At 68.3% G+C, this 16,019-nt stretch carries 16 protein-coding genes; 8 read left to right on the forward strand and 8 right to left on the reverse strand.

Annotation, left to right across the window (positions count from 1 at the left end):
* Positions 1-267 precede the first annotated feature (267 nt).
* Positions 268-2,499: a SulP family inorganic anion transporter gene (locus tag AC4ELH_RS20400; protein WP_463805039.1), complete on the forward strand. Its 2,232-nt coding sequence runs from the start codon at positions 268-270 to the stop codon at positions 2,497-2,499.
* Positions 2,500-2,530: 31 nt separating this feature from the next.
* On the opposite strand, the gene AC4ELH_RS20405 is transcribed toward AC4ELH_RS20400, so the two are convergent.
* The 4 genes from AC4ELH_RS20405 to AC4ELH_RS20420 form a co-directional block, all read right to left on the reverse strand.
* The gene (locus tag AC4ELH_RS20405) at positions 2,531-3,304 is read right to left on the reverse strand and encodes a response regulator transcription factor (protein WP_064881660.1); all 774 of its coding nucleotides are present in this window, start codon (positions 3,302-3,304) and stop codon (positions 2,531-2,533) included.
* A gap of 359 nt (positions 3,305-3,663) precedes the next feature.
* Entirely contained in the window at positions 3,664-4,167 is a 504-nt protein-coding gene (locus AC4ELH_RS20410; RefSeq protein WP_064959813.1) for a hypothetical protein, read from the reverse strand.
* A gap of 61 nt (positions 4,168-4,228) precedes the next feature.
* Entirely contained in the window at positions 4,229-4,621 is a 393-nt protein-coding gene (locus AC4ELH_RS20415) for a VOC family protein (RefSeq protein ID WP_448443280.1), read from the reverse strand.
* Positions 4,622-4,636: 15 nt separating this feature from the next.
* Positions 4,637-5,464: an oxygenase MpaB family protein gene (locus AC4ELH_RS20420; protein WP_498886307.1), complete on the reverse strand. Its 828-nt coding sequence runs from the start codon at positions 5,462-5,464 to the stop codon at positions 4,637-4,639.
* 36 nt (positions 5,465-5,500) lie between these two features.
* Between AC4ELH_RS20420 and AC4ELH_RS20425 the strand changes: the two genes are divergently transcribed.
* Entirely contained in the window at positions 5,501-6,463 is a 963-nt protein-coding gene (locus tag AC4ELH_RS20425) for a cobalamin biosynthesis protein (RefSeq protein WP_498886309.1), read from the forward strand.
* Here AC4ELH_RS20425 and AC4ELH_RS20430 read toward each other — a convergent pair.
* Genes AC4ELH_RS20430 through AC4ELH_RS20440 form a run of 3 tightly spaced genes read right to left on the reverse strand, consistent with a single transcriptional unit; the run spans position 6,417 to position 8,435 of the window.
* Complete coding sequence (locus tag AC4ELH_RS20430; RefSeq protein WP_064881651.1) at positions 6,417-7,247, reverse strand: SURF1 family cytochrome oxidase biogenesis protein; 831 nt, start codon at positions 7,245-7,247, stop codon at positions 6,417-6,419. The genes AC4ELH_RS20425 and AC4ELH_RS20430 overlap by 47 nt on opposite strands.
* Positions 7,247-7,765, reverse strand: a complete 519-nt coding sequence (locus AC4ELH_RS20435; RefSeq protein WP_082941637.1) for a low molecular weight protein-tyrosine-phosphatase — start codon at positions 7,763-7,765, stop codon at positions 7,247-7,249. The genes AC4ELH_RS20430 and AC4ELH_RS20435 overlap by 1 nt, the downstream gene beginning before the upstream one ends.
* Entirely contained in the window at positions 7,758-8,435 is a 678-nt protein-coding gene (locus tag AC4ELH_RS20440) for an HAD-IA family hydrolase (RefSeq protein ID WP_082941636.1), read from the reverse strand. Before AC4ELH_RS20440 ends, AC4ELH_RS20435 begins: the two co-directional genes overlap by 8 nt.
* Positions 8,436-8,488: 53 nt before the next feature.
* Between AC4ELH_RS20440 and cobC the strand changes: the two genes are divergently transcribed.
* The 4 genes from cobC to AC4ELH_RS20460 are packed head-to-tail and all read left to right on the forward strand — an operon-like array spanning position 8,489 to position 12,504.
* Positions 8,489-9,511 carry an Rv2231c family histidinol phosphate aminotransferase CobC gene (cobC, locus tag AC4ELH_RS20445; RefSeq protein ID WP_448443275.1) on the forward strand — a complete coding sequence of 341 codons (1,023 nt, stop codon included), beginning with the start codon at positions 8,489-8,491 and terminating at the stop codon, positions 9,509-9,511.
* Complete coding sequence (locus AC4ELH_RS20450) at positions 9,508-10,641, forward strand: Nif3-like dinuclear metal center hexameric protein (protein WP_498886313.1); 1,134 nt, start codon at positions 9,508-9,510, stop codon at positions 10,639-10,641. The genes cobC and AC4ELH_RS20450 overlap by 4 nt, the downstream gene beginning before the upstream one ends.
* Positions 10,642-10,669: 28 nt before the next feature.
* A complete protein-coding gene (locus tag AC4ELH_RS20455; protein ID WP_448443271.1) occupies positions 10,670-11,398 on the forward strand; it encodes a zinc ribbon domain-containing protein in 729 nt (242 codons plus the stop codon).
* Complete coding sequence (locus tag AC4ELH_RS20460) at positions 11,395-12,504, forward strand: bifunctional RNase H/acid phosphatase (RefSeq protein ID WP_448443269.1); 1,110 nt, start codon at positions 11,395-11,397, stop codon at positions 12,502-12,504. Before AC4ELH_RS20455 ends, AC4ELH_RS20460 begins: the two co-directional genes overlap by 4 nt.
* 1 nt (position 12,505) lies before the next feature.
* Here AC4ELH_RS20460 and AC4ELH_RS20465 read toward each other — a convergent pair whose 3' ends face one another.
* Positions 12,506-13,087 carry a helix-turn-helix domain-containing protein gene (locus AC4ELH_RS20465; protein WP_064881638.1) on the reverse strand — a complete coding sequence of 194 codons (582 nt, stop codon included), beginning with the start codon at positions 13,085-13,087 and terminating at the stop codon, positions 12,506-12,508.
* Positions 13,088-13,135: 48 nt separating this feature from the next.
* On the opposite strand from AC4ELH_RS20465, the gene AC4ELH_RS20470 reads away from it, so the two are divergent.
* Positions 13,136-14,689, forward strand: a complete 1,554-nt coding sequence (locus AC4ELH_RS20470) for an FAD-dependent oxidoreductase (RefSeq protein ID WP_498886316.1) — start codon at positions 13,136-13,138, stop codon at positions 14,687-14,689.
* A 36-nt stretch (positions 14,690-14,725) separates the two neighbouring features.
* Positions 14,726-16,015, forward strand: coding sequence for a DUF222 domain-containing protein (locus tag AC4ELH_RS20475; protein ID WP_498886318.1), 1,290 nt, complete (start codon positions 14,726-14,728; stop codon positions 16,013-16,015).
* Positions 16,016-16,019 lie beyond the last annotated feature (4 nt).

Below are 16,019 nucleotides of genomic sequence, written 5' to 3' on the forward strand. Positions count from 1 at the left end.
CGCTTCGAACTGCATTTGACACGCAAATATTTGGGTTCTCTATGCGTCAGTCCGCATTGCTTGACGTTACTTTCCGACGATTAATAGCCTGGTAGTGGAAAGCGGGTAAGCGTTGATCGCCTACCCGCGGGTGAATTTGTTCGTGAATATTGCACAGCTTTCTTTTGGTGTCGACAGCAGCGACCAAAAGCTGCCTCGCCGACGTTGCCGTTTCGGGTCTGATCCGGCGCCGACCATCGACCGAAGGAGCCTGCCATTCAGCAGCGACTGACGCCGGCCGCACAACGGCCCGCCGACGGGCCCGTTGGCTCGTCGGAGCAGTCGCGTCTGCATTCACTGCTGCGCTATGACCTGCCGGCGTCGCTCGTCGTCTTCCTCGTCGCGCTGCCGTTGTCGTTGGGTATCGCCGTTGCCTCCGATGCACCTGTGCTCGCCGGAATAATCGCCGCGATCGTCGGCGGCATCGTGGTGGGCATTCTGGGTGGCTCACCGCTGCAGGTGAGTGGGCCGGCCGCCGGGCTGACGGTCATCGTCGCCGGCCTCGTCGCGGAGTTCGGTTGGGCTGTCACTTGCGCGATCACCATCTGCGCCGGCGTACTCCAGGTCTTGCTGGGGCTCAGCCGGATTGCCCGCGCGGCGCTGGCGATCTCGCCGGTCGTCGTACACGCGATGCTGGCCGGCATCGGAGTCACGATCGCCTTACAGCAGACTCACGTGCTGCTCGGCGGTGACTCCGCAAGCTCCGCCTGGCGCAACGTCACCGGACTACCCGGGCAGGTAGTCGATGCGCACGGGCCCGCGACCTTCCTCGGCCTGCTCGTCATCGGCATCCTCGTCGGATGGCGCTGGATGCCGGCGCGGGTGAAGGTGGTGCCCGGCCCGCTGGTGGCGGTCCTCGGCGTGACTGTGCTCTCGCTCGTCGCACCATTCGATGTCTCGCGGATCAAGATCGACGGCTCGCTGGCAGATGCCCTGCAACTCCCGAACCTGCCCGACGGCAACTGGGGTGCGTTCGCCACGGGGGTCCTGACGGTGGCATTGATCGCCAGCGTCGAAAGCCTGTTGTCCGCGGTGTCGGTAGACCGCATGCAAAGTCGCGCTCCGCGCACCAATTTCGACCGTGAGCTGATCGGTCAGGGGGTGGCCAACATTGCGTCGGGCTCCATCGGCGGCCTGCCGGTGACCGGTGTGATCGTGCGCAGCTCCACCAACGTTGCCGCCGGCGCCCAGACCCGCGCGTCGGCGATCCTGCACGGTGTGTGGGTGCTGGCGTTCGCGGTGCCGTTCGCGGGTCTGGCCAAGATGATCCCGACGTCGGCGCTGGCCGGTCTACTCATCGTGATCGGCATACAACTGGTCAAATGGGCTCACATCAAGACGGCTTGGCGCACCGGCGACCTTGCGGTCTACCTCGTCACGATCATCGGTGTGGTGTTCCTCAATCTGCTCGAGGGCGTGCTGATCGGCCTGGCACTTGCCATCTCGCTGACCGTCTGGCGGGTGGTTCGGGTCAAGATCACCGCCGATCCGACCGGCGACGGTGAGTGGCGCGTCGTCATCGACGGTTCGGTGACTTTCCTGTCGCTCCCAAGGCTCAACAGCGTGCTGGCATCGGTGCCGGAGGGATCGCATGTCACCGTCGAGCTGTCGGTCGACTTCATCGACCACGCCGGTTACGAGACCATCGACTCCTGGCAGCGACAGCAGGTCGCGTCGGGCGGCAGCGTCGACATCCACGATGTCGGCGCGGTGGAGATGGACAGCGCCGTCGCTGGGCCCCCGATGCGTGGATTCACCCCCATCGACAAACGCACCGGCGTCGTGCCCTGGAGTTCCTGGCAGCCGCGGCTGCGCCCGTCGGTGCTGCACGGGCTGGCGGTCTATCACCGCCGCACCGCGCCGTACATCCGGCCGCACATGCAGGAGTTGCAGCACGCACAGCGTCCCGAGACGCTGTTCATCACATGCGCCGACTCGCGGATCGTGCCCAACGTGATCACCAGCAGCGGACCCGGCGACCTGTTCACCGTCCGCAACGTAGGTAACTTCATCCCGACCGGACGGCAGGACGTGTCGGTGGACGCTGCGATCGCATTCGCGGTGAAGGCCCTCGACGTGTCGTCGATCGTGGTGTGCGGGCATTCCAGCTGCGGTGCCATGAACGCGGTATTTTGCGATGGCCCAGGCCAATCCACTGGTGACGAAGTGCTGGACACCTGGCTGGAGTACGCACGGCCGACCCTGGCTGCCTTCGACGGTGGCCGCCATCCGATCGCGCAGTCGGCAGCCGCCGAAGGGTTCGACGCCGTTGATCAGCTGAGCATGGTGAACGTGGCGTTGCAGGTGCAGACGCTGACCGAGCATCCGCTGCTGCGCGAGCATTATCAGCAGGGGCGGCTCGACATTCTCGGGCTGTTCTATGACATCCCGAGCGCGGCGGTGCTCCGGGTGACGCTGACCGAGGTGGGCGCATTCGAGCTGGGACACGCGCGGTCGTAGGGGCGAACCCGGACCGTCGTGTCATGTCTCGTCAATCGTTGGGGCGCAGCATGTATCCGACACCGCGCACGGTGTGGATCATCGGCTCGTGGCCTGTGTCGACCTTCCTGCGCAGGTATGAGATGTAGAGGTCGACAATGCCCGATTTGCCGCCGAACCCGTAGTTCCACACCTGATCGAGTATCTCGGCGCGGCTCAGAGCCCGCCGCGGATTACGCATCAGATACCGCAACAGCTCGAACTCGGTCACGGTCAGCGCCAACGTCGCACCGTCGCGGGACACCTCGTGGCTGGCTCCGTCGAGCACGATGTCGCCGACCCGCAGCACCTCGTCGACCGGCGGTGCAATATGGCTGGACCGGCGCAGCAAACCCCTGAGCCGAGCAACGAGCTCCTCCAGGCTGAACGGCTTGGTCATGTAGTCGTCAGCGCCGGCGGTCAACCCCGATACCCGATCCACCACCGAATCACGTGCAGTGAGAAACAAGGTCGGGGTGTATGTTTCGGCTGCCCGCACTTGCTGCAAGATCTGCAACCCATCGACGTCGGGCAGCATGATGTCCAGCACAACTACGTCGGGCTCGGTGTCGGTGAACAAGGCCATTGCGTCGCTGCCGTTGTGGGCGACGTCCACGGTCCAGCCCTCGTAACGCAGCGCCATCGTGACCAGGTTGGTCAGCGCCGGTTCATCGTCGACCAACAACACCCGGATCGGTGACCCATCAGCACGATGCATCCGGGGTAACTGACCCAGCATCGCCTGCCGGGGTGCTTGTCCACGTGGAGACACCGACATCGCCGCCATAACACCATTGTCCGGAGGCATAGATGACTGTCACATGGTTCATGCCAAATTCATATTCGAACAGTTTCACCGGTAGATACCTTCATATCGAAGTATTTGCGCCCTGTGCGGTCGTAGCCGCGCACGGCAGTTGGGCGGGTTCCAGGCGATCCACGCCAACCGGTCCAAAGATGTTCGGCTGCAACTCAAACAGAGATGGTCGATCACCGCTCGGCGGGCGGTGGGCTCCTGTCGCCGCCGACGGCTACGTCCACACGGAATAGTTCCAGATCGCTACCGATCGTCGCCGGGGCCGAATGTCGGCGCGATAAATGCTTCGCCCCATGCATTGCGGCCAAGGCACTTGCCGAATTTCGGTCCTACGACCACACCGGCTTCGCGCGCTGCAGCGCGAGTCGTTGCCCGCGCATGGCGGTCTCGCCCCGGCACGACGGGCTGTCCCGGGTGAACTTCATGTTCACGAATCCCGTGAGATCGGCCCGGATGACGTATTTGAACGGAACCGGGCCCGTCTTGTACTCGGGGCTGCCGGGCCGGCACTGCATGCCGGGGTTGACGCGCTCACCGACCCACGCGCCCTGGTGCCGATCGGCGGCGGGATCCCAGGCCAGGTCCAGCTGCCAGGTGCCCTCCGGCGCGGGTGAGAGCACGTGCAGGCACTGCGGGCCGCACCCTGACAACGTCCAGTTGTAGGGCTCCGGTGCCCGGTCGGTCGAGGTCTCGGTGACGGTGTAGAGGCCCGGCCGAGGCAGCGGCGGAACCGGTGCCTGCGGGGCGGCGGCCGGCGGGCCGGATGACTGGAGGCCGCCGATCGCGAAACCGATTGCCAGGGAAGCGGCAACCGGGGCAATGAGCTCTTTCAAGGGTTCCTCCGCGTGGGATCATATCCACGGGCCCGGCGATACCCTGCCGTACGACCCGAATTCAAGCTCCGGCGAAGAACTCCAGCGCGATGCCGTCGGGATCGCGGAAACTGAGCCCCGACCCGTACGGTGCGTCGACGATCCCGCCATGGGCGATGCCCAGGCCGTCGAGCCGGTCCGCCCAGGCCTGCAGTTCCGCACGTGAGGCGCAGCCGAAGCCGACGTGGTCCAGGCCCACCCGGAACTCACTGAAACCTCCATCGGGGGCCGGGGTCCGGTGCTGGTGGACGCCGAACAGCGTGCCGCCGTCCAGCAGCCACACCAGGTGATGGAAGCCGGCGTCGGTGTCCTCGTCGAGCACCGGTTCGGCGCCGAACAGGGCTCGGTACCACGGCCCGCTGATCGCCAGATCGCGAACGGTGACCGCCACGTGAGCCAGTGCCGGAAACGCCATGATTCGCCTCCCGAGTCAGACCACTCGCTTGCCGAGTCGGTCACGGATCCGCATGTCCCACAGGTAGATCTGATAACCCAACAGCCACACCTCACGCGGGATCACGCGATCGGCGACCCGCAGTCCGCTCAACAGCCACTCGAAGCGCCGCTGCTGATCGGCCGTCCAGCCCAACTCCATGTGGCTGCGGAACTCCGCGGGCAGGAATCCGGTGGTGGCGAACAGGTTGAACCGGCCGGCCAGCAGGCGCAGCGGGGCGGGCAGGAACGCCATCGCCGCCACTCCGTGCAGATGCTCGCGTACCGGCGGGTCGATCCGCAGATCCTGCAGCGACTGCTTCCAGTACGCGTCGAAAGCGTCGCGGTCTTCCGGCCACATCTCGTCGCGCACCTGCAAGGTGGTGCCCAGCGCGCGGGCGTCGGCGTAGATCGCGTCGGCCGATTCCTCGTCCAGCCGCCCGTAGAGGAACTCATGCATGTCGACGTAGTAGCGGTACAGACAGGCCGCCACCCAGAGCTGTAGCCGGGGGTCGAAAGCGTTGTAGGACAACGGGCTTGAGGCCCGCGAACGGACCAGGGCATGCACCTTGTCGATCTGGGTGCGCAGCAGCGCGCGGTCGGCATCGGTGCCCATGGTGGCCGCAGCAAGATAGGTGCCGGTGGTGCGGGCCCGTTTGAACGGATGCTTGTAGACGTTGCCGCTGTCCACCGGGCTCTCAAGGACCCCGTAGCCCACGCCGGGGGAGGACAGCTGCATGATGACGTTGGCCGCAGGTAACAGCGCCGCTGCCGGGTTGAGCAGATCGGTGACCCGGCGCGGGCGTCGTGGCGGACCCAGCCTCATGACTTCGAGTAGACCACCTTGTGAGACGCTGCCGGGGTGTTTGCGCGCAGAAGCCACCGTCGGGCCGCCGGTATCGCCGTCGGTTTCCTGGCCGACCTGCTGCTGGGCGATCCGCGCCGCGGGCATCCGGTGGCCGGGTTCGGCACTGGCGCTGCACGGTTGGAGAAGCTGACCTATACCGACAACCGCGGGACAGGTGCACTGCACACCGGGCTGCTGCTGGGTGGACTGGCCGGGCTGGGCTGGGCGGCGGGACGCGGCGACCGGATCTGGGTGACCGCGGCGGCCACCTACGTCGCGCTCGGCGGCACCTCGCTCAACCGGGTGGGTGGGCAGATGTCGGCGCTGCTGGAGACGGCCGACCTCGACGGGGCCCGCGCCCTGCTGCCGTCGTTGTGCGGGCGGGATCCGGCCGCACTGGATACCTCGGGTCTGACCCGGGCCACGGTGGAATCGCTGGCCGAGAACACCTCTGATGCCCAGGTGGCGCCGCTGGTGTGGGCGGCGATCGGCGGGGTGCCCGGGGTGCTGGTGTACCGGGGCGCCAACACGCTGGACGCGATGATCGGGCACCGTTCGCCGCGGTACCTCAACTTCGGTTGGGCCGCAGCCAGATTCGACGACGTGCTGAACTATCTACCGGCCCGGCTGACGGGGATTCTGACGGTCCTGTGTGCACCGGTGGTCGGCGGGTCACCACGGGCGGCCTTGCGGGCGTGGCGGCGCGACGCGGCCCGCCACCCCAGCCCCAATGCCGGGGTGGCCGAGGCGTCCTTCGCCGGGGCGCTCGGGGTGCGGCTGGGCGGCCCGACGCAGTACGCGCATCAACTGGAGATCCGGCCCACCCTGGGCGACGGCCGCATCCCCGAAGTGGCGGATGTGGCCCGCGCGGTGCGACTCTCGCGCGCGGTCCAGGCCTGGGCGGCGGCTGTGTCGGTACTGCTTGTGGTCGTCAGCGCCGCTTGCCGTAGCGGTCGGCGATCTTCTCCTCGCCGGTGAGTTCGCGGGGCGGTTCCTTTGCGGCCGCCTGGGCGACGGCCCGTTCGCGCCTGCGCTGCTGCACCTCGGCATAGACGAAGTAGCCCACGCCGAGCGGGGCGACGATGCCGAATGCGATCCACTGGATGCCGTAGGACAGGAACGGTCCGGCGTCGAGGTGCGGCAGGGACAACTCCCCGAGGCCGCCCGGTTGGTTCGCCACCAGCTGCAGATACGACCCCGTCAGCGGCACGCCGGTGAGCGACGCGATCTGGTCGGGGTTGATCGAATACACCTGTTGGGCGCCGTCGTCGCCGCGGAACGGCTCCTTACCCGGCAGACGCGCTTCTGCATCCCGGACCCGGGCGGTCACGGTCACCCGGTCGGTCGGTGCCGGCGCGAACTGGGGGACCTTGTTTCCGTCGATCGGCGTGATGAAGCCGCGATTGACCAGTACCGTCGGCCCGCCGTCCACCGCGAACGGGGTGAGGACCTCGAAGGCCGGTTCGCCGTCGACCACCCGAAGCCGGACCAGCACCTCCGACTTCGGCAGGTAGTGCCCGGTCGCCGTGACCCGCTGCCACTGGGCATCGGGCGCTACCGAATCCTGGTGCGGCAGAACAGTGGTCACCGGAACCGGATCGGCCTGCAGTGAATGGCTGATCTGGTTGTTCTCACGCGAGGTTTTCGTGTTCTTGCCCAGCTGCCACGGCGCCAGCACCGTGAAACACAGGTAGGCGAAGGCGGCCACCACGATGAACAACGCCACCCATTGCGGTCGCAGCAGGAAGGTCAGGCGGCGCATCAGACTGCCGTTCCCCGGATTCCCCGGTCGGCCAGCGCCGCGTCGACCCAGGTGTGCAGCCCGGGCAGGGACGACTCGATCACGGTGAACACATCCTCGAAATCGGCCTTGCCGCCGTAATACGGATCCTCCACGTCGAGGGCGTGTGCTCCCGAGCGCGGGTCGAATGAGCGCAGCATCCGCAAGCGGTCGGGAACCACGCCCAGATCGGTCAGGATGCGCAGGTGATTGCGGCCCAACGCGACCACCATGTCGGCGCCGAGATGGTCATCGCAGACCTGGGCGGCCACGTGCTCGCTGGGATAACCGCGCTCAGCCAACACCAGGCAGGCACGGCTGTCGGCGCCGTCACCGGCATGCCAACCGCCCGTGCCTCCGCTGCTCACCCGAACCACATCGGCCAGGCCGCGCTCGCGGATCTGGTGGGCGAACATCTTCTCGGCCATCGGGGACCGGCAGATGTTGCCCGAGCACACGAACGTGACGTGCAGGACCGGTTCAGTGGAAACGTCAGACACCGAGCACCCCCCGAAGCGCGGCGACGGTATCGACGTGGGCGTGTGCGGCCACGGCGGTGGGACCCGTGAAATCGGTGGCACCGTAACCCCAGCCGACCACCACGGTGTCGATACCGTGCTGCGCCGCGCCCTCGACGTCGTGCATGCGGTCACCGACCATCAGGACGCGCTGGGGCAGCGGCTGCAACTGGGCCAGCGCGTAGGCGACCACATCGGCCTTGGCCGCCCGGACGCCGTCGGGACTGGCTCCGGCGATCACCTCGAAGTAACCATCCAGGCCGAAATGCGCCAGGATGCGCCGCGCGGTGGGCTCGGCCTTCGACGTGGCCACCGCCAACCGCACCCCTGCGGCCTGCAGGTCTGCCAGCAGCGCCTCGACGCCGTCGAACAGGCTGTTCATCGCCCAGCCGCGGCTCGTGTAATCGGCGCGGTAGGCCGCGATCGCGGCGTCGGCGTCGAAACTCGTCGCACCCAGGCTCAACGCCTGCAACGTCTCGTGCATGGGTGGGCCGACGATGCGTCCGACCAGGTCACCGTCCGGAATGCCGGCGCCGACATGGGTCAGGGCATGGCGGAAACTCGACACGATCCCGGCCGCCGAATCGGTCAGGGTGCCGTCGAGATCGAAAAGCACCAGCTGCGGTCGGGTGAGTTCCAGCGTGTCAGTCACGTGCCCATTCTCCCGTATGCCGCGGGCAGCTCTCCGACCACTAGTGTCGTGCTGTGCCAAACCCACCCCGCGCAGGCGCCCGCTACCACGGCGACCAGGCCGCATTGCCGGGAATGCTGGACTTCGCGGTCAACGTCCGCCCCGGTGGCCCGCCGGTCTGGCTGACCGACCGCTTGGCCGCTCGGCTGCCCGACCTGGGCAGCTACCCGAGCCAGGCCGATCAACGCCGCGCGGTGCACGCCGTGGCGCGGCGGCACGGCCGCGCCGCCGACGAGGTGGCCCTGCTGGCCGGCGGAGCGGAGGGCTTCGCCCTGCTGGCCGGGCTGCGGCCACGGTTGGCTGCGCTGGTCGCCCCGTCGTTCACCGAACCTGAAGCCGTCCTGGCCGCGGCCGGCGTGCCGATCCAGCACGTGGTGCTGCCGTTCCCGTTCACGCTGACCGGCGCTGTCGTGCCGGAGGAAGCGGACCTCGTGGTCGTCGGCAACCCGACCAATCCGACCGGGGTGCTGCACCGCGCCGACGACATCCTGGCGCTGCGTCGGCCGGGTCGGCTGGTGGTGGTGGACGAGGCGTTCGCCGACGGCATCCCTGGTGAGGCCCAGACGCTGGCCGGCGAATCGTTGCCCGACGTGCTGGTGCTGCGCAGCCTGACCAAGACCTGGGCACTGGCCGGGCTGCGGGTGGGATACGCCCTCGGCGCGCCCGAGGTGCTGGCCCGGCTCACCGCGCCGCGTCCGCACTGGCCCCTGGGCACCCTGCAACTGGAGGCCATCGCCGCGACCGGCAGTCCTGAAGCCGTGGCCGAGGCCGATGCCTCAGCCCGGCAGGTCGCCGGGTTGCGGGCCTCGATGGTGGCCGGGCTCGAGGAGCTCGGATTGGGCGTAGTGGCGGGCGACGCGCCATTCGTGCTGTTCACTGTGCCCGACGCGGAGCTGATGCGGAAACATCTGGAAAGCAAAGGCATCGCGGTGCGGCGTTGCGATACTTTCGTGGGCCTGCCGGAAAACTACCTGCGTGCTGCGGTGCGGCCGGAATGGCCCGCACTCGTCGACGCCATGACGGAGGTACTGCAATGAGTGCGCGACCGGCCGGGGTGCCGTTGGCTGACGTGATCGCTACCCTGGACGCGGCGTACCCGCCGCACCTGGCCCACGACTGGGACTCGGTCGGGTTGGTGTGCGGCGATCCCGAGGAGCCGGTCGAATCGGTCACGATCGCAGTGGATGCGACCGAGGCTGTGGTCGACGAGGTCCCGGAACGCGGGCTGCTGCTGGCCCACCACCCGCTGCTGCTGCGCGGCGTGGACACCGTCGCGGCCGACACCGCCAAGGGCGCGTTGGTCCACCGGTTGATCCGCACCGGCCGGGCCCTGTTCTCCGCCCACACCAATGCCGACGCGGCCTCACCCGGCGTGTCCGATGCGTTGGCCGAGGCGTTGGGCCTACGGGTCGACGCGGTGTTGTCGCCTGCGGCATCCGGTCCCGACCTGGACAAGTGGGTGGTGTTCGTACCCGCGGCGGACGCGGCGAAGGTGCGTAAGGCGTTGTTCGACGCGGGCGCCGGGCGCATCGGCGACTATTCGCACTGCAGTTGGGGTGTGGCCGGAACCGGCCAGTTCCTGCCGCACGACGGGGCCGCCCCGGCCATCGGCGAGGTGGGCACCGTCGAGCAGGTGGCCGAGGACCGGGTAGAGGTGATCGCGCCGTCGCGGCTGCGCGCGACCATCCTGTCTGCCCTGCGGACCGCTCACCCCTATGAGGAACCCGCCTTCGACATCATTGCGCTGGCGCCGATCCCCGGGGATGTGGGCATCGGCCGGATCGGGCAGCTGGACCGGCCAGAGCCCTTGTCGGCGTTCGCATCCCGCGTCCGGGCTGCGCTGCCGGCCACCTCGTGGGGGGTGCGGACCTCGGGGGATCCCGACGCCATGGTGTCGCGGGTCGCGGTGTGCGGGGGAGCGGGCGACTCACTGCTGGGCACAGTCGCCCGGGCCGACGTGCAGGCCTATGTCACCTCGGATTTGCGGCACCATCCCGCCGATGAGCACCGACGCGTGTCACCGGTCGCGCTCATCGATGTGGCGCACTGGGCCTCCGAGTTCCCCTGGTGTGCCCAGGCCGCCGGAGTGCTGCGCGGGCAGTTCGGTGACGCGCTGAAGGTGCGGGTGTCCTCGTTGCGCACCGACCCGTGGAACGTCGAGTGCTGATCGCTACCAACAACATGAAAGTCAGGGCATGAAAGCCGAAGTAAAACAACAACGTTCGCTTCTCGCGCTGACGGAGGTCGATGCCGAACTCGGGCGCATCGAGCACCGCACCAAGCACCTGGCCGAACAGCAGAAGGTGGATGAGGCGCAGGCTGCGCACGCCGCCGCCGGCGACGGGGTGGGCGTTCTGGGCATCGCCCTGGAAGACCTGGAAGCCCAGGTGACCAAGCTCGAAAGCGAGATCGACTCGGTCCGTCAGCGGGAGGACCGTGACCGCAAGCTGATCGACGGCGGCACGGTGGCCGCCAAGCAGGTCGCCGAGATCCAGCATGAGCTGGAAACCCTGCAGCGCAGGAAATCGAGCCTGGAGGACTCCCTGCTGGAGCTCATGGAACGCCGCGAGGAACTGGCGGCGCAGCAGGCCGAGGCGATGCAACGCATCGATGACCTGCAGGCCGCGCTGTCGTCGGCACAGCAGGCCCGCGATGCCGCTCTGGCGGAGATCGAGCAGTCCCGCCAGCAGGCGCGCACCCGCCGAGACGGTCTGGTGAACCTCATCGACGATGAACTCATCGATCTCTACGAACGCCTGCGGTCCCGCGGCGGGGCCGGGGCCGGGTTGCTGCAAGGCCGCCGCTGTGGCGCCTGCCGGATCGAGATCGACCGCGGCGAGAGCGCCCGGATCGCCGCGGCAGCCGACGATGACGTGGTGCGTTGCCCCGAGTGCGGGGCAATCCTCTTGAGGTTCAAGCAGTGAAGGTTCTCGTCGAAGCAGACGGCGGGTCCCGGGGTAACCCCGGACCGGCGGGCTACGGCGCGGTGGTGTTCGACGCCGAACACACCGCAATTCTGGCCGAACGTAAGGAATCGATCGGCCGCGCCACCAACAACGTCGCCGAATACCGCGGCCTGATCGCCGGTTTGGAGGCCGCCACCGAGTTGGGCGCGGCCGAAGTGGCGGTGTCGATGGATTCCAAGCTCGTCGTCGAACAGATGTCGGGGCGCTGGAAGGTCAAGCATCCTGACCTGATTCCGCTGCAGCGCCGGGCGGCTGAGCTGGCCAAGGGCTTCGATCGGGCCAGCTATACGTGGATTCCGCGGGAGCGCAACAGCCATGCCGACGGGCTGGCCAACGAAGCCATGGACGCTGCAGCGGGCATCCTCAGCGACCAGCCTGCGGCCGAGCCGGCCAAGGAGCCCGTACCGGCCGAGAAGGCCGCGCTGTCCGCGCCGGGGTGGACCGGTGCCACCGGCGCCCCCACTCGGCTGTTGCTGCTGCGCCACGGTCAGACCGAATTGTCCATCGCCCGGCGCTATTCGGGCCGCGGCAACCCGGTATTGACCGAGGAAGGCCGCAGGCAGGCCGACGCTGCTGCGCGGTATCTGGGTGCACGCGGGGGTGTTGCGGCGGTGGTCAGCTCACCCCTGGAGCGGGCCTATGAGACCGCCGCGGCGGCGGCCAAGGCGCTCGGTGTCGACGTCCGAGTCGATGATGACCTGATCGAGACGGACTTCGGTGCGTGGGAAGGACTGACGTTCGCCGAAGCCGCGCAACGGGATCCGGAACTGCACCGACGCTGGCTGCGTGACACCAGCGTCGAGCCGCCCGGTGGCGAGAGCTTCGATGCGGTGGCGCACCGTGTCGGTCGGGCCCGCGACCGGATCATCGCCGAGCATGGCGCGGCAACGGTTCTGGTGGTCTCGCACGTGACCCCGATCAAGACGATTCTGCGGCTGGCTCTCGATGCGGGGGAGGGCATCCTGTACCGGCTGCATTTGGATCTGGCTTCGCTGTCGATCGCCGAGTTCTACGGCGACGGTGGATCTTCGGTGCGGTTGGTGAACCAGACCGCATACCTGTAGGTCAGGCGTGCAGGTGTAATTGTTCGCCGTGCGGGCCGAAGATCGTGATCGCCTCGACCGCTCCGTCGACGACCCCGAACCAGTGCGGGGTCCAGGTTGAGAACTCCACGGCCTCACCGGGATTGACGACGAAGTCCTGTTCGCCGAGGATCAGGCGCAGTTGGCCCGACAACACGTACATCCAGTCGCGTCCCTCGTGGACCGGGAATTCGGCGGGTGGCTTGCGGCGCTTGGCACTGATCCGGATCTTGTAGGCGTGCAGCCCGGCCGCCGGGCCCTGCCGGGTCAACGGCCAGTAGGTGATGTCGTGGTGGGTGTGTGAGCTGCCGGTGACCCGGGGGTCCTCGGCCTGCGGCGCGCGCAGTAACTCGTCGGTGCTGACCGACAGCGCGGCGGCCAGGCGGGGCAGGTGATCCAGGGCCAGTCGGCGCTTGCCCGATTCCAGCCGGCTCAGCGTCGAGACGTCGATCTGGGCGCGGCGCGCAACGTCTTCCAGGGTGAGCCCGCGTTGGGCCCGCAACTCGCGAAGCCGGCTGCGGACCAGTGCGTCGATGTCGGCCGGCTCGGCTGCGTTTGCCTTCATGGCAAATTAGCTTGGCACTTTGCCATGTGATTGGGCAAGCTCGAAGGCATGGAGAATGTTTGGGACTGCGTAATCGTCGGTGGCGGGGCGGCCGGACTGAGTGCGGCGCTGGTGCTGGGCCGGGCCCGTCGGCGCGTACTGCTCGTCGACGCGGCGAATCAGAGCAACCTGGCCGCACACGGAATCGGTGGTCTGCTGGGCAGTGACGGCCGTCCGCCCGCCGACCTCTATGCGGCCGGCCGCGCCGAGCTGGCCGCCTACCCCACGGTGGAGGTGCGCACCGGCGAAGTCGTACGCGGTGAGCCTGGATTCGCCCTCGAGCTGGCCGACGGAAGCCGCGAGCAGGCCAGGACGGTGCTGCTGGCCACCGGCATGGAGTACCGCGCACCGAACATCGCGGGGCTCGACGGTCTCTGGGGTGGTTCGGTTTTCCACTGCCCGTTCTGCCATGGCTGGGAGATGCGCGACGCGCCGGTCGCCGTGATCGCCCAGGGTGACCGTGCGGTGCACTCGGCGTTGATGATGCGCGGCTGGACCGAAGACCTGGTGGTACTCACCGACGGGGACAGCGGACTGGACGACGCGCAGGTCAAACAGCTGGACGCGGCCGGAATCAGTGTCGACGAGCGTCCGATCGCCGGCCTCATCGCCCGCGACGGTGAACTGGAGGCGGTCGAATTCGCCGATGGCACGCGGCTGGCAAGGCGCGGCGCGCTCGTCGCCGCCACACTGCACCAGCGCTCGCCGCTGGCCGCACAACTCGGGGCGGTCTCGGCGCCCGGACCGATTGCCGCTGATGCGCTGCTCGTCGACGGGTTCGCACGCACCTCGGTGCCCGGCTTGTTCGCCGCGGGTGACCTGAGCGCCCAGATGCCCCAGGTGGCCGCGGCGGTCGCATCGGGCAGCCAGGCCGGCGCCGCCGTCGTACAGCACCTGCTCGGCGAAGACGTCGGACTGCCGGTGGCGCCGTGGCCCGCACAGACGGCGGTCACCGCCCAGTACTGGGAACGGCATTACGGGCAGCGCGGCCGCATCTGGAGCGGCCGGGTCAACGCCCAGCTGGCCAGGATCGCCCAGGACCTGCCCGCAGGCCGGGCACTCGATCTGGGCTGCGGTGAGGGCGGCGACGCCGTCTGGCTCGCCGAACACGGCTGGGAGGTCACGGGAGTCGACGTCTCCGACACCGCGCTCGCCCGGGCCGCGGCCGAGGCGCGGGAACGTGGTGTGGCGGAACGGATCACGTTCGAACGCCATGACCTGTCCGAGAGCCTTCCCGACGGTCGCTTCGACCTGGTCTCGGCCCAGTTCCTGCAGTCTCCGATCGGCATGGATCGCGCCGCGATGCTGCGTCGCGCCGCCGGGACGGTGGCCGACGGCGGCCTGCTGGTCGTCGTCGATCACGGGGCCGCCCCGCCTTGGGCTCCCGAGCATGTCCGGAAATTTCCGTTCCCCAGCGCCGACGAGGTGGTCGACTCACTGAACCTCGACGAAGCGCACTGGGAACGCGTCCGGGTGGACGCCGATGAGCGGGAGGCGACGGGACCGGACGGGCAGCGCGGCGTCCTGATCGACAACGTGATGGTGTTACGTCGATTGGGCTGAATCGACTTGTCATACCGCTGTGGCATAGTCGAAAATATGTTCGAAATATCCAGGTTGTCGCAGGTCAACCCGCATGATGACGAGGCGACGCTGCATCGGCGCATCGAGGAACTCGAGCGGGCCAAGTCGGCCGCGGCTGCCGGGCAGGCCCGGTGTGCGGCCCTGTTGGACGCGAAGCGCCGGGCCGCCGAGGCGGCGGCGGGAGTGTCGCGCGCCAAACTGGGCCGCGGGGTGGCTTCGGAGGTTGCGCTGGCTCGTCATGATTCGCCGAACCGGGGGAGTCGGCATCTCGGGTTCGCCAAGGCGCTGGTGTACGAGATGCCGCATACGTTGGCGGCGCTGGAGTCCGGTGTGTTGTCAGAATGGCGGGCCACGTTGATCGTGCGGGAGTCGGCGTGCCTGTCGGTCGAGGATCGGCGTGAATTGGACGCCGAGATGTGCGCCGACGTCACGAAGCTCGACGGTATGGGTGACAAGCGAATTGAAGCGGACGCGAAGAAGATCGCGTACCGCCTGGATCCGCAGGCTGTCGTCGACCGGGCGGCGAAGGCGGCAGAGGACCGGAATGTCTGGATCCGGCCGGCGCCGGACTGCATGGCGCGGCTGACGGTGTTGTTGCCGGTGCAGAAGGGCGTCGGCGTGTATGCGGCGCTCAAACGCAGCGCTGATACGACGTTCGACGGTCGGACCCGCGGGCAGGTGATGGCCGACACCGTGGCAGAGCGGGTGACCGGCCGCCCTGCCACGGTGCCTGAGCCGGTAGCGGTCAATCTGTTGCTCTCCGACCAGACCCTGTTGGCGGGCGACGAGAACCCGGCCGTGGTCGAGGGATACGGGCCGGTGCCGGCGTCGGTGGCCCGTTCCCTCGTGAGTGACGCGGTGGCCGACGAACGGTCGCGTGCGACGCTGCGGCGGCTCTACCGGCATCCGGTGTCCGGTGCATTGGCGGCGATGGAGTCGCGGTCGCGGCTGTTTCCCAAGGCGCTGGCCCAATTCATCGGATTGCGGGATCAGACCTGCAGAACCCCGTACTGCGACGCGCCGATCCGCCATCACGACCACGCCCAACCGCATGCCGGGGGTGGTCCCACCAGTGCGCGCAACGGTCTCGGCGAATGCGAACGGTGCAACTACGTCAAAGAGTCACCCGGGTGGAGGGTGACGACCAGTGACGAGAATGGCTTCCATACAGCCGAATTCGTCACTCCGACGGGGGTGGCCTATCGGTCCGCCGCCCCGCCGCCACCCGGGCCAGTCGAGAGGTACGAGAGCGTGACCGAGCTGCGGGTCGCGATCGAGTTCGCGCGCTGCGCGGCCGCTGCTTAGTCAC

The sequence above is a fragment of the Mycobacterium shunyiense genome, from assembly GCF_058270075.1.